This is a genomic window from Rhodovarius crocodyli, assembly GCF_004005855.1.
Lineage (GTDB): Bacteria > Pseudomonadota > Alphaproteobacteria > Acetobacterales > Acetobacteraceae > Rhodovarius > Rhodovarius crocodyli.
This window is the reverse complement of sequence record NZ_SACL01000001.1, coordinates 1,012,279-1,025,344: the sequence shown is the minus strand read 5'-3', so window position 1 is coordinate 1,025,344 and position 13,066 is coordinate 1,012,279. Positions and strand designations below refer to the sequence as shown.

Annotated in this window: 10 protein-coding genes; 7 read left to right on the top strand and 3 right to left on the bottom strand. The window is 70.6% G+C overall.

Features of this window, described 5'->3' with window-relative positions; all coding sequences use genetic code 11:
- Position 1: 1 nt before the first annotated feature.
- From EOD42_RS04900 to EOD42_RS04880, 5 genes are all read left to right on the top strand, one after another.
- Positions 2 to 1,273 carry an ABC transporter substrate-binding protein gene (locus EOD42_RS04900; RefSeq protein WP_127786326.1) on the top strand — a complete coding sequence of 424 codons (1,272 nt, stop codon included), beginning with the start codon at positions 2 to 4 and terminating at the stop codon, positions 1,271 to 1,273.
- A 4-nt stretch (positions 1,274 to 1,277) separates the two neighbouring features.
- Entirely contained in the window at positions 1,278 to 2,546 is a 1,269-nt protein-coding gene (locus EOD42_RS04895; RefSeq protein ID WP_127786325.1) for an ABC transporter substrate-binding protein, read from the top strand.
- A 142-nt stretch (positions 2,547 to 2,688) separates the two neighbouring features.
- On the top strand, positions 2,689 to 3,519 hold the full coding sequence (locus EOD42_RS04890; RefSeq protein ID WP_127786324.1) for a metallophosphoesterase family protein: 831 nt from the start codon (positions 2,689 to 2,691) through the stop codon (positions 3,517 to 3,519).
- Positions 3,520 to 3,562: 43 nt separating this feature from the next.
- Positions 3,563 to 4,294: a hypothetical protein gene (locus EOD42_RS04885; protein ID WP_127786323.1), complete on the top strand. Its 732-nt coding sequence runs from the start codon at positions 3,563 to 3,565 to the stop codon at positions 4,292 to 4,294.
- Positions 4,291 to 5,904 (top strand): GGDEF domain-containing protein, encoded by a 1,614-nt coding sequence (locus EOD42_RS04880; RefSeq protein WP_127786322.1) that lies wholly within the window; start codon positions 4,291 to 4,293, stop codon positions 5,902 to 5,904. Before EOD42_RS04885 ends, EOD42_RS04880 begins: the two co-directional genes overlap by 4 nt.
- 4 nt (positions 5,905 to 5,908) lie before the next feature.
- On the opposite strand, the gene EOD42_RS04875 is transcribed toward EOD42_RS04880, so the two are convergent.
- The 3 genes from EOD42_RS04875 to EOD42_RS04865 form a co-directional block, all read right to left on the bottom strand.
- Positions 5,909 to 8,203 carry an NADP-dependent malic enzyme gene (locus EOD42_RS04875; protein WP_127786321.1) on the bottom strand — a complete coding sequence of 765 codons (2,295 nt, stop codon included), beginning with the start codon at positions 8,201 to 8,203 and terminating at the stop codon, positions 5,909 to 5,911.
- Between the two features lie 220 nt (positions 8,204 to 8,423).
- The gene (locus tag EOD42_RS04870) at positions 8,424 to 9,779 is read right to left on the bottom strand and encodes a leucyl aminopeptidase family protein (RefSeq protein WP_127786320.1); all 1,356 of its coding nucleotides are present in this window, start codon (positions 9,777 to 9,779) and stop codon (positions 8,424 to 8,426) included.
- Positions 9,730 to 11,202 carry a leucyl aminopeptidase gene (locus EOD42_RS04865; RefSeq protein WP_127786319.1) on the bottom strand — a complete coding sequence of 491 codons (1,473 nt, stop codon included), beginning with the start codon at positions 11,200 to 11,202 and terminating at the stop codon, positions 9,730 to 9,732. The genes EOD42_RS04870 and EOD42_RS04865 overlap by 50 nt, the downstream gene beginning before the upstream one ends.
- Before the next feature lie 99 nt (positions 11,203 to 11,301).
- On the opposite strand from EOD42_RS04865, the gene EOD42_RS04860 reads away from it, so the two are divergent.
- Positions 11,302 to 12,060 carry a 3'(2'),5'-bisphosphate nucleotidase CysQ family protein gene (locus tag EOD42_RS04860; RefSeq protein WP_127786318.1) on the top strand — a complete coding sequence of 253 codons (759 nt, stop codon included), beginning with the start codon at positions 11,302 to 11,304 and terminating at the stop codon, positions 12,058 to 12,060.
- Positions 12,057 to 13,022 (top strand): L-threonylcarbamoyladenylate synthase, encoded by a 966-nt coding sequence (locus EOD42_RS04855; RefSeq protein ID WP_127786317.1) that lies wholly within the window; start codon positions 12,057 to 12,059, stop codon positions 13,020 to 13,022. The genes EOD42_RS04860 and EOD42_RS04855 overlap by 4 nt, the downstream gene beginning before the upstream one ends.
- Positions 13,023 to 13,066 lie beyond the last annotated feature (44 nt).

Below are 13,066 nucleotides of genomic sequence, written 5' to 3'. Positions count from 1 at the left end.
CATGATCGACCGCCGCACCCTGGCCGCCTCCACGGCCGCCCTGTTCGCCCCGCGCGTGCTGCGCGCCCAAGGCGTGACCGAGATCACCGTCCATTACGCCCAGCCGGTGATCTACAAGGAAAGCTACGACGCGATCGCCGCCGAATTCGCGAAGCGTGAGCCCAACATCCGCATCAACTGGGTGACGACGCCGAACTACGAGGAAGGCATGCAGCTGGTGCTGCGCCAGCAGGCGACGAACCAGACCATCGACCTGTCCTACCAGGCGTTCAACCGCCTGCGCCTGTTCGCGGAACGCGGCATCGCGCAGGACCTGCTGCCGATGCTGCGCGCAAGCGGCGATTATGCCGCCGAGGGCTATTCACCCAACATGCTGGCGCTGGCGCATTTCGGCGGCATGCAGGCGGGCCTAGCCTACGCCGCCTCCAACCCCATCATGTACTACAACGCGGACCTGGTGCGCCGCGCCGGTGGCAACCCCGATGCCATGCCCACCAGCTGGGACGGCATCATCGAGCTGGCGAAGAAGATCGAGGCGCTGGGCAACGGCATCGAGGGCATGTGGTATTCCTGGCCCGGCGACGACTGGATGTTTTCCGCCCTGCTGTTCGGCTATGGCGGCCGCATGCTGACCGAGGATGAGCGCGATGTCGCCTTCACCGGTCCCGAGGGGCTGAACGCGCTGAAGCTGCTGGACCGCATGGTCAAGGAAGGCGGCATGCCGAACCTGACGCGCGACGCCGCCCAGCAGGCCTTCGCCGCCGGCCGCATGGGCATGACCTTCTGGACCACCGCCGCCGTGCGCGGCACCATCCAGCAGGTCGGCCGCAACTTCGAGCTGCGCACGGGCCCGATGCCCATCATCGACGCCGAGCGCGGCCGCCTGCCCACCGGCGGCGCCGCCGGCATGCTGATCACGAAGGACGCCGCCAAGCGCGAGGCCGCCTGGAAGTTCCTCCGCTTCTCCACCAGCGCCGAGGGCACCGCGCTGATGGCCCGCAACACCGGCTATGTGCCCACCAACCAGCTGGCCATCGACCAGGACCGCTACCTGGGCGAGTTCTACCGCGCCAACCCGCTGTTCCAGGCCGCCACCCGCCAGGCCTCGCTGATGATCCCCTGGTACGCCTTCCCGGGTGCCAATTCCGTGCGCGTGACGCAGACCATGGTGGACCAGCAGGCCCGCATCGTGGAGCAGTCCGCGACGCCGGAGCAGGTGCTGGCCGACATGGGCCGCGAAGTGCGCCGCCTGCTGCCGCGCCCGCGGGGCTGAGCCGATGCAGCGCCGCACCCTTCTCGCCTCCGGCGCGGCGCTCGCCGCGCCTGCCGTGGTCCGCGCCCAAGGCGTGACCGAGATCACCGTCCATTACGCCCAGCCGGTGATCTACAAGGAAAGCTACGACGCGATCGCCGCCGAATTCGCGAAGCGCGAGCCCAACATCCGCATCAACTGGATCACCACGCCCAACTACGTGGAGGGCATGCAGCTGGTGCTGCGCCAGCAGGCGACGAACCAGACCATCGACCTCTCCTACCAGGGCTTCAACCGCCTGCGCCTGTTCGCGGAGCGCGGCATCGCCCAGGACGTGCTGCCCCTGCTGCGCGCCGAGGGCGACTACGCCGCCCAGGGCTATTCCCAGCGCATGCTGAACTTGGCGCATTTCGGCGGTATCCAGGCGGGGCTGGCCTATGCGGCCTCCACCCCCGTGATGTTCTACAACGCCGACCTGGTGCGCCGCGCCGGCGGCAACCCCGATGCCATGCCGACCGACTGGCCCGGCGTGCTCGCGCTCTCGGCCCGCATCAAGGCGCTGGGCAACGGCATCGAGGGCATGTGGTACGCCTGGACGCAGGATGAGTGGATGTTCTCCTCCCTGCTGCTCGGCCATGGCGGGCAGTACCTGACCGAGGACGAGCGCGACGTCGCCTTCAACGGCCCCGAGGGCCTCGCTTCCCTCACGCTGCTGGGTGACATGGTGAAGGTGGGCGGCATGCCCAACCTGACGCGTGACGCCGCCCAGCAGGCGCTGGCCGCCGGGCGCCTGGGCATGTTCTTCTGGACCACGGCCGCCATCCGCGGCACCCAGCAGCAGGTCGGCCGCAACTTCGAACTGCGCACCGCCCCCATGCCCGTGATCGACGCCGCCAAGGGCCGCCTGCCCACCGGCGGCGCCGCCGGCATGCTGATCGCGAAGGACGCGGCGAAGCGCGAGGCGGCGTGGAAGTTCCTGCGCTTCTCCTCCTCCGCCGAGAGCACCGCCATCATGGCGCGCAGCAGCGGCTATGTGCCGGTCAACCAGCTGGCGGTGGACGACCCGCGCTACCTGGCCGACTTCTACCGCGCCAACCCGCTGTTCCAGGCGGCGACCAGCCAGGCCAACATCATGGCGCCCTGGTATGCCTTCCCGGGCAGCAACACGGCGCGCATCACCCAGGTGCTGGTGGACCAGCAGGCGCGCATCGTGGAACAGACCGCGGCGCCGGATGTGGTGCTGGCGGAGATGGCCAGGGAAGTGCGCAGGTTGCTGCCTCGGGCGCGGGGTTAGTCATTGTTCTTTTTTATAAAAAAGAACCAAAAAATTTTTGTCAGCTGGGGGTGAAGGGGTAACCTTCACCTCCGGCGACCGCCCAGTTCGAAAAGTCTTTTTGCTTCTTTTTCTTCAGAAAAAGAAGGCAAAGGAGCCACCCATGACCGTCCGCATCGCCCAGATCAGCGACGCCCACCTCTCCCCCACCCGGCCCTATTTCAACGAGAATTTCGCCCTGGCCCAGCAGTCGGTGCGCGACATGAAGCCCGACCTGCTGCTGGCCACCGGCGACCTGTCGCTGGACGGTGCCGACAGCGATGAGGACCTGGCCCACGGTGTCGCCGCCCATGCCGAGATCGGCGTGGAGTGGCTCAGCATCCCCGGCAACCATGATGTGGGTGACGAGGCGGTCCTCGGCGGCAAGCAGCCCGTGAATGCGGAGCGCATCGCGCGCTGGAACCGCCTCGCCGGCCCCTCCGCCTGGGTGCATGACATCCCCGGCTGGCGCCTGATCGGCCTGGACACGCAGAGCCTGTCGCTCGGTACCCAGTGGGAGACGATCGAGCGCGGCATCCGCGATGCCGGCGCGCGGCGCATCGCCATGATCCAGCACAAGCCGATGGCCGAGCAGCGGCTGGACGACACGGCCATCAACTACTGGCCGGTGCTGCCGGAACTGCGCGCGCATCTGCTGGGCCTGTTCCGCGGCGCGCTGCCCGCGCTGGTCATCAGCGGCCACATCCACCAGTGGCGCGACCGCCAGGTGGACGGCATCCGCCAGGTCTGGGGCCCCTCCACCGGCTTCGTGGTGGGCGACGGCTTCCAGGAGACGATGGGCAACAAGCTGGTCGGCTGGGTCGAGCACGCCTTCCACGCCGACGGCACGCATGACGCCCGCCTGCGCGCGATCGAGGGCCTGCGCCTGCACGACATCAAGACGATGCCGGAAATCTACGGCGCCCAGAAGAAGGTGGCCGAGGCCGCGCAGTAACGGCGTTAAGCCGCCGCTAACCCACCGATGCGACAGGGATGGCGTGAGCAGCCCCCTGTCCATCGGCGGATCTTCCGCCAGCCCCGCCCCGCAGCCCGCCCGCCGGGCCGCCGCGCAGGGGCAGCAATTCGCGGCGCTGGTCGGCCAGCGCGCCGCGGCCGCCCAAGCCGCGCGCACCGATGCCGCCCAGCCCTGGCGCGGCACCAGCAATGCCGGCTTCCGCGCGCTGATCGCCCAGGCCGAAGGCAGCACCCGCGCCGCGAATGGCGGCTATGGCCTGCGCAACGCCACCTCGGGCGCCCTCGGCCGCTATCAGTTCCTGCCCAGCAGCCTGCAGGACATCGGCTGGCGCAACAGCGCCGGCGGCTGGACCTCACTGGCCGAGGCCCAGGGCGTGCGGTCCGAGGATGACTTCCTGGCCAACCCCGCCGCGCAGGAGGCCGCCATGGGCGCCTATCTGCGCCGGGTGGACAATGCGCTGGACCGCAACGGCAGCCTGGCCCGCGCCGGCACCAGCGTGACCGGCACGGATGGCGAGGCCGTCCCGCTGACCGAGGCCGGGCTGATGGCCGCCGCCCATCGCCGGGGCGCGGGCATGGTCGCGCGCTGGCTGCGCAACCGCACCGAAACGCCCGACGCCACGCTGACGGCGCGCGAACGCCTGGCCTTCGCCCAGGTCGAACGCCGCATCCGCGATTTCGCCGCCACCGCCTATGCCAGCGACCGGCGCCCCACGCCCCGCGCGGTGGCGGCCCTGCCCAGCCCGGCCTCGTGAAGCGCCTCGGCCAATCCCGACTGCCGCCCCTGCTGATGGCGGCCATCATGGGGCTCGGCACGCTGGGCTCCGCCGGCGCCGTCCTGGGCCATCTGCGCATGACCCAGCTGGAGGCCGAGGCCCAGGCGCTGGACAAGGAACGCGCCCAGGCCAGCAACCTGCGCCGCCATCTGCTGCAGGCGGAAAACGGCCTCAACGCCTATGTGCTGCTGGGCCAGACGGACGGGCTGCGCCACTTCCAGCTCGCCTTCGCCGAAATCGAATCACCCCCGGGCCAGGCCAGCCTGGAGCGCCTGCGCGCCTTCGCGGGCCCCGGGGCGCCCGATCTGCTCGTCGCCACCCTGCGCGATGCGGCAGAGGCGCTGCGCCGGCCCGGCGGCGCCCCGGCCTGGCCCCTGCGTGACGAGGCGGCGACCGTCCCCGCCCGCGCCCAGCACGCCATCGAGGACTATGTGGAGGACCGGCGCCACCGCCAGCAGGCCGAGATGGCCCGGCTGCGCCCCCTGCAGGATGGGGTGCTGGCGCTGGTGCTCGGCTCCTCGGTGCTGGCCGGGCTCGGCATCGCCATCGCCTGGGTGCTGGTGCTGCGCGCCGTGGCCCGCGCCCGCCGGCAGGAGGACGCGCTGGCCGCGCGGTCCGAGGAACTCTCGGCCCTGCTGCGGATGAACCAGGCGCTGCAGGCCGCGCAGACCCGCGCCGACGTCCAGCGGGTGGTGGCCGACACCGCCGCCCAGCTGATGGCCGGCGTGCCCGGCAGCCTGTACCTCAAGCCCGGTGAGACGCCCGACTGGCTGGAGCGCGCCGTCTCCTGGGAAGGCTCGCCCGAAGGGCCCGTGCTGCTGGATGCGCTGCATTGCTGGGGGGCGGCCAACGGCTCCGGCATCGGCTGCGAGGGTGTGGGCTGCCATGGCGACACGCTGTGCGTGCCGGTGGCCGCCGGCGGAGAGCTGTTCGGCATGCTGCGCTTCGCCCTGCCCGCCGCCCAGCCGCCGGGCCCCGCCACCCAGCTGCAACGCCGCACCGCGGAGGCCCTGGCCGACGGCGCGGCCCTGGCGCTGGCCAACATCACCCTGCGCGAGAAACTGCACGCCGAGGCCCTGCGCGACAGCCTGACAGGCCTCTACAACCGCCGCTTCCTGCAGGAGGTGACGCCCACCCTGCTGCGGCAGCTGGAACGGCGCGGCGCGGATCTGTGCGTGGCGCTGCTGGACATCGACCACTTCAAGCAGGTGAACGACCGGCTGGGCCATGCCGTGGGCGATGCCGTGCTGCGCCGCGCGGCGGGCGTGCTGACGGCGGGGCTGCGCCGGGGGGACATCTGCTGCCGCCATGGCGGCGAGGAGTTCCTGCTGCTGCTGCCCGACTGCGACATCGGCGGCGCGTATGAGCGCCTGGACGAGCTGCGCCGCCGCCTGTCCGTCCAGCACGAGGGGCTGCCCGTCATCACCGCCAGCTTCGGCGTGGCGGAGCTGCCGCGCGGATCGCACGGCCTGGAACAGACCATCCGCGACGCGGATGAGGCGCTGTACGCGGCCAAGCAGGGCGGGCGGAACCGCGTGGTCAGCGCCGCCCTGTTGAACCGGCTGCGGGCAGGGGGCGTGGCCCCCTGATGCCTTACAGCGACTGGTAGGCCGCCAGGCTCGCCATATCCAGCAGCTGGCTGACACCCAGCTGCATGGGCACGATCTGCGCCGGCTTCTCCAGCCCCATCAGGATGGGCCCGATGGTGGTGGCGCTGGTCAGGTGCGGCACCGCCTTGGTCAGGATATGGGCGGCGTGCAGGCCCGGCATCACCAGCACATTGGCGGGGCCCGTCAGGCGGCAGAACGGGTACAGCGCCCCGCGCAGCGCGGGGTTCAGCGCCACGTCGGCCGCCATCTCGCCGTCATACTCGAAGTCCGGCTGCTCCTGGTCCAGCAGCTTCACGGCATCGCGCACGCTGCCGGGAATGCTGCCCTTCGGGTCACCGAAGGTGGAGAAGGACAGGAAGGCCACGCGCGGCGTCAGCCCCATGCGGCGCGCGGCGCTGGCGGCATCGCGCGCGATCTGCGCCAGGGTCGCGGCATCCGGGCGCTCGTGAATGGCGGTGTCGGCCACCAGCACCGTGCCGGAACGCCGCGCCACCATCATGGTCAGCCCGAACAGCACCTTGCCCGGCGCGGGCTCGATGGCCATGCGCACGCCTTCCAGCGCGACCGAGAAGCTGCGCGTCTCACCCGTCACCAGCGCGTCCACATCGCCGGTGCCGACCATGCAGGCGGCGAACACGTTGCGGTCCTGGTTCACCAGGCGCTGGATGTCGCGGAACAGGAAGCCCTCGCGCTGGCGCTTGGCATACAGCCATTCGGCATAGCGCGTGGTGTTGCCGGAAAGCCGGGCGTTGATGATCTCCACCCCCGGCGGCAGGCCGATGCCGAGTGCGGAGACCACCGCCGCGATCCGGTCCTCGCGCCCCACCAGCACGGCGGTGCCCAGGCCCGCATTGGCATAGGCGATGGCGGCGCGGATGATCCGCTCCTCCTCGCCCTCGGCGAAGACCACGCGGCGCGGGTTGGCGCGCACGGCCTCATGGATGGTCTCCAGCGCATTGGCGGCCGCATCCAGGCGCAGCGTCAGCTCGCGGGAATAGCGCGCGAGGTCCGCGATGGGCTTCTGCGCCACGCCGCTTTCCATCGCGGCCTTCGCGACAGCAACGGGCACGCGGGAAATCAGGCGCGGGTCGAAGGCGTTGGGGATGATGTATTCCGGGCCGAAGGCCAGGCGCCGCCCGGTGCCGGAACGCGCCACTTCCTCGGGCACTTCCTCGCGCGCCAACTGCGCGAGCGATTCAGCGGCGGCCACCTTCATCGCATCGTTGATGGTGCGCGCGCGCACATCCAGCGCGCCGCGGAAGATGAACGGAAAGCCCAGGACGTTGTTCACCTGGTTCGGATAGTCGCTGCGGCCGGTGGCCACGATCGCATCCGGGCGGATGGCGCGGGCTTCCTCCGGGGTGATCTCCGGGTCCGGGTTGGCCATCGCGAAGATGATCGGGTTCGGCGCCATGCGCTGCATCATGGCCGGTGTCAGCGCGCCCTTCACCGACAGGCCGAAGAACACATCGGCCCCCTCCAGCGCGTCGCTCAGCGTGCGCGCGGCGGTGGAGACGGCATGGCCCGACTTCCACTGGTTCATGCCCTCCGTCCGGCCGCGATAGACGACGCCCTTGGTGTCGCACAGGGTCACGTGCTCGGGCTTCATGCCCATGGCCTTCACGAGTTCCGCGCAGGCGATGGCGGCGGCACCCGCGCCGTTGATGACCAGGCGCGTTTCGGACAGCTTGCGCCCTGTCAGGTGGCAGGCGTTGATCAGGCCGGCGGCGGCGACGATGGCGGTGCCGTGCTGGTCGTCATGGAACACCGGGATGTCCATGATCTCCCGCAGGCGCTGCTCGATCACGAAGCACTCGGGGGCCTTGATGTCCTCCAGGTTGATGCCGCCGAAGGTGGGGCCCAGGTACTTCACCGCGTTGATGAACTCGTCCGCGTCCTCGGTGGACACGCACAGGTCGATGCCGTCCACATCAGCGAAGCGCTTGAACAGCGCGACCTTGCCTTCCATCACGGGCTTCGACGCCAGCGCGCCCAGATTGCCCAGCCCCAGCACGGCCGTGCCGTTGGAGATGACGGCGACGAAATTCCCCTTGGACGTGTAGTCGTAGGCGAGCGCCGGGTTTTCCGCGATGCGCAGGCAGGGCTCCGCCACGCCGGGGGAATAGGCCAGCGACAGGTCGCGCGCCGTGATCAGCGGCTTGGTCAGGCGGATCTCGAGCTTGCCCGGCCGGCCTTCTGCATGCATGGCGAGCGCTTCCTCGGCGGTCACGCGCGCGGTGCGGGTATCAGGCACGGGGTTGTTGCGGGTGTCGTCCATGGAATGAGTGCCTTGCATGCAAGTTGCGCCAGAGGCGCGAGGGTCATTCCCTTTGTTGCACAGCAAGGGCCAGCGGCGAAAGCTCGTGGCGGGAAGTGGGTTCGCGGGTGCGAGATAGAAAAACAGGATATTCTTTTCTATAAGAAAGAACCCATAAACTTCTTATTATTAAACAGATAAAAGTCTTTTTGCTTCTTTTTCTACAGAAAAAGAAGATACCCTAAACTAACCCATCAAACAACCGCACCCCAAACCCGGTCGGCACACCTTTCGCAGCCAGGGCCGTATCTTCCTCCGCCGTCTCAACCCCCGCGATATCCAGATGCGCCCAGGGCGTGCTGCCCACGAATTCCCGCAGGAATGCCGCCGCGTGGCAGGCATCGGCCAGCAGCTTGCCGGCCGGCGCGCATTGCTTCAGGTCCGCGATGTCGCTGTCGATGTCCCGACGATGTGCCTCACCGATCGGCATGGGCCACAGCGGCTCGCGCACGGCCATGGCGCCGGCCATCAGGCGGTCGCGCAGCGCCTCGTCATTGCCGAACAGCCCGGCGCGGTGATGGCCCAGCGCCGTCACGATGCTGCCGGTCAGGGTCGCGATGTCGATCACGGCGCGCGGGGCGTGATGGGTGATGGCGTGATGCAGCGCATCGGCCAGCACCAGCCGGCCCTCGGCGTCGGTGTCGATGATCTCGACCGTGCGGCCGCTGGCGGTCTTCAGCACATCGCCGGGGCGATAGGCATCGGCGCCGATCGCGTTCTCGGCCACGCCCAGCACGGCTACCGCCGCGCCCTCGGCATCGCGCAGCGCGAGCGACAGCATGGCCCCGGCACAGGCGGCGGCACCGGCCATGTCGGCACGCATCGCCTCCATGCCGGCGGCGGGCTTGATGGAGATGCCGCCATTGTCGAAGCACAGCCCCTTGCCGACGAAGGCCAGCGGGGCGCCCGCGCGCTTCCACTCCAGCGTGACCAGATAGGGGCCGGTGGGGGCCGCGCGCCCCACGGCGGAAATGGCGCCATAGCCCCGGCGCTCCAGCTCCTCCGGCCCCAGCACGGACACGGCAAGGCCATGCTCCGACAGGCTGCGCAGCCTGTCCACGAAGGTGGCGGGGGTCAGTCGGTTGGCGGGCTCCGCCACCAGCCAGCGCGCGAACAGATTGCCGGCCACCGCGGCCGCCAGGCGCGGCCAGTGGCGGTTCGCCGCATCCGGGTCCCGGCACAACACCAGCAGCTGCGGCTTGCGCGGCGGGGGTGCCGCCTTGGGCATGCGCCAGGCGCGCAGGGCCACCCCGGCCGCGATGCTGGCCGCCGCCATGTCGGGCCATTCGCGCGCGTCGATCTCCAACCCGCGTGAGGGCTCGGCCAGCTTCGCCCAGGCGCGCGCGCCCATCTCCTCGTCCCCTTGGGCGGGGTCGAGGGCGATGGTCTGCCCCAGCCCGTCGAAGCCATCCTGCATTCCCACCCCGGCGCGGGCGGAGAAATGCTCCGTCTCGGTGGCGAAGCGCACCGAGACGGGCAGGAAGGCGTCAGCCTTCGTAATGGTCGGCCACCAGGCGGTCGAGCAACCGCACGCCATAGGCCGTGGCGCCCTTGGGCGTCGTCGCCGTATCCTTGCCCGCCCACGCGGTGCCGGCGATGTCCAGATGCGCCCAGGGGCGGCCCTGCACGAAGCGCTGGATGAACTGCGCGGCGGTGATGGACCCGCCCGGCCGCCCGCCGACATTCTTCATGTCCGCGATGTCGGACTTCAGCTGCTTGTCATAGGCATCGCCCAGCGGCATGCGCCAGCAGGCCTCGCCCGTGGTCTTGCCCGCTTCCAGCAGCTGCGCGGCCAGCTCGTCATCGTTGCTGAAAAGGCCCGCATGCTCATGGCCCAGCGCGATGATGATGGCACCCGTCAGCGTCGCGAGGTCCACCATCCACTTCGGATCGAACTGCGTGATCGCGTAGTGGATGACGTCCGCCAGAACCAGGCGGCCCTCGGCGTCGGTGTTGATCACCTCGATGGTCTGGCCGGACGCGCTGGTCACCACGTCACCGGGGCGCTGCGCGGTGCCGCTCGGCATGTTCTCGACCAGGCCGACCAGGCCCACCACGTCGGCCTTGGCCTTGCGGCCGGCCAGGGCCGCCATCAGCCCGATCACGGTGCCGGCGCCGCCCATGTCCCACTTCATGTCCTCCATGCCGCCGGCGGGCTTGATGGAGATGCCGCCGGTGTCGAAGGTCACGCCCTTGCCGATGAAGCAGATGGGCTTGTCGCCCTTCTTGGGGGTCACGCCCTTCCAGCGCATGGCCACCAGCCGGGCCTCGACCGCGCTGCCCTGGGCCACGCCCAGCAGCGCGCCCATGCCCAGCTTCTTCATCTCCTTCGGGCCCAGGATCTGGACGGTGACGCCCAGCTTTTCCAGCACCTTGCAGCGTTCGGCCATCTCGACCGGGTTCAGCACGTTGGGCGGCTCGGACACCAGGTCGCGGGTCAGGAACACGCCCTCGGCCACGGCGCGGAAGGGGGCGAAGGCGTTCTTCGCCGCCGTGGCGTTGGCCACCGCGACCGACAGCTTGGCCAGCTTCGGCTTGTCCTCGGGCTTCTCGGTGGTGCGGTACTTGTCGAAGCGATAGCTGCGCAGCAGCGCGCCCATGGCGGCGCGCACGGCCACCGGGGCCTCCAGCGCGTCGGTCGCCAGCAGCGCGGCGGCTTCACCGCTGATGGCGGGCCAGGCATTGCCGCCGGCGGCCTCGGCCTGTTCCGGCGTCAGCTTGTCGAGCGCGCCGAGCCCGATGGCCAGCAGCTTGGTCACGCCCGGCACGGGCGCCCAGATGGTGGCGGACTGGCCCTTGCGGCCCTTGAAGCCCGCCGCATCCAGCGCGCGGGCCACATTGCCGCCCGAGGCCTCGTCCAGCGCCTTCAGCAGGCCGGCGGGCTCCGCGCCCTCGGGCAGCAGCGCCACGATCGCGCCCGCCTTGGGCAAGGCAGGCTTCACGAAGGAGATGTCGAGCATCGGTTGATCCATGCTGTTGCCGTTACAGACTGAGAATAGGCCGGTTTGCGGCGCTGCCTACCCTTGCGCGCCCGCACGGCTTGGCGCAACGAAGGAGGCATGGAAAACGCCCACGCCCTGCTGGAACTGGCCGGCACCCTGGCCCGACAGGCCGGACACGCCATCATGGGCGTGCGCGCGCAGGGTTTTTCCGTGACCCACAAGCCCGATGCCAGCCCCGTGACCGTGGCCGACACGATCGCGGAGGCCCTGATCACCGAGGGGCTGCTGCCCACCGGCATCCCCATCGTGGCCGAGGAAGCGGCGGCCGACGGCATCTGCCCGGAACCCGCGCCGCTGTTCTGGCTGGTGGACCCGCTGGACGGCACCAAGGAATTCGCCAAGGGCCGGGACGAGTTCTGCGTCTGCATCGGGCTGGTGCGGGGCGACACCCCGCTGCTGGGCGTCCTCTACCTGCCCGTGACCGGGGAACTGTTCGGCGGGCTGGTGCCCGAGCGCGCGGCCTGGAAGGAAACCAGCACCGGCCGCCACCCCATCAGCACCCGCCCCGCCCCGCCCGAGGGCCTGCACGTGCTGGACAGCCGCAGCCACGCGAAGCCCGAGGCGCTGGCGAAAATGCTGGGCGGCACCAAGGTGGCGGAAACCCGCCCCATGGGCTCCGCCATGAAATTCGCCCGCGTGGCAGAGGGCGCCTATGACCTGGCCCCCCGCCCCGGCCCGACCATGGAATGGGACACGGCGGCCGGCCAGGCGGTGCTGGAGGCCGCCGGCGGCCGCGTCACCACGCTGGACGGCGCGCCCATGCGCTACGGCAAGCCCGGCTATCTGAATGCGGGCTTCATCGGCTGGGGCCGATGACCGCGCTGCTGACCGATGTGGCGGAGGCCGCCCGCCTGCTGCGCGACGGCCAGCTCGTCGCCTTCCCCAGCGAGACGGTCTACGGGCTGGGCGGGGACGCCACCAACGACCACGCGGTGGCCGGCATTTTCGACGCCAAGGGCCGCCCGCATTTCAACCCGCTGATCTGCCATTACCCGGATGCCGAGGCCGCCTTCGCCCATGTGGTGGCCGATGAGCGCGCCCGGAAACTGGCCGCCGCCTTCTGGCCCGGCCCGCTGACCATGGTGCTGCGCCGCCGCCCCGAATGCCCGGTGGCGCTGCTGGCCGGCGCGGGGCTGGATACGCTGGCCGTGCGCGTGCCCGCCCATCCGCTGACGCAGGCGCTGCTGCGCGAAACCGGGCGCCCGGTGGCGGGCCCCTCGGCCAACCGCTCCGGCCGGGTCAGCCCCACCGCCGTCGCGCATGTGCTGGAGGAACTCTCCGGCCGCATCGCCGCCGTGCTGGATGGCGGCGACTGCACGGTGGGGGTGGAAAGCAGCGTGCTGGACCTGTCCTCGGGCGGGGCCGCGCTGCTGCGCCCCGGCGGCATCACGCGTGAGCAGATAGAGGCCGTGATCGGCCCGATCGGCACCGCCCTGCCCATCGCCGCCGCACCCGAGCCGACCCTGCGCAGCCCGGGCATGATGCTGTCGCACTACGCGCCCGGCCTGCCGGTGCGCCTGAATGCCGCGCAGGTCGGCCCCGATGAGGCGCTGCTGGCTTTCGGCCCCCCGCTTCCCGGCGCGGCACTTGTATGGAACCTTTCCCCCGCGGGCGACCTGCGTGAGGCCGCGGCACGGCTGTTCGCCGGGCTGCGCCGGCTGGACGAGGAAGGCACCCGCCTGGGCTGCAAGGGCATCGCGGTGCAGCCCATCCCCGAGACCGGGCTCGGGGTCGCGATCAATGACCGGCTGGGGCGTGCGGCCGCGCCCCGGGAATAGCGTCCTGCCCCCGCCATCGGCGCGGATCGGCAGGGCGCGCAGAT

Excerpts from the sequence above, each read along its gene's own strand:
- EOD42_RS04865 (WP_127786319.1), bottom strand. The coding sequence starts at position 11,202 with ATGCTCGACATCTCCTTCGTGAAGCCTGCCTTGCCCAAGGCGGGCGCG.
- EOD42_RS04895 (WP_127786325.1), top strand. The coding sequence starts at position 1,278 with ATGCAGCGCCGCACCCTTCTCGCCTCCGGCGCGGCGCTCGCCGCGCCT.
- EOD42_RS04860 (WP_127786318.1), top strand. The coding sequence starts at position 11,302 with ATGGAAAACGCCCACGCCCTGCTGGAACTGGCCGGCACCCTGGCCCGA.
- EOD42_RS04875 (WP_127786321.1), bottom strand. The coding sequence starts at position 8,203 with ATGGACGACACCCGCAACAACCCCGTGCCTGATACCCGCACCGCGCGC.
- EOD42_RS04855 (WP_127786317.1), top strand. The coding sequence starts at position 12,057 with ATGACCGCGCTGCTGACCGATGTGGCGGAGGCCGCCCGCCTGCTGCGC.
- EOD42_RS04870 (WP_127786320.1), bottom strand. The coding sequence starts at position 9,779 with ATGGCGTGCGGTTGCTCGACCGCCTGGTGGCCGACCATTACGAAGGCT.
- EOD42_RS04890 (WP_127786324.1), top strand. The coding sequence starts at position 2,689 with ATGACCGTCCGCATCGCCCAGATCAGCGACGCCCACCTCTCCCCCACC.
- EOD42_RS04900 (WP_127786326.1), top strand. The coding sequence starts at position 2 with ATGATCGACCGCCGCACCCTGGCCGCCTCCACGGCCGCCCTGTTCGCC.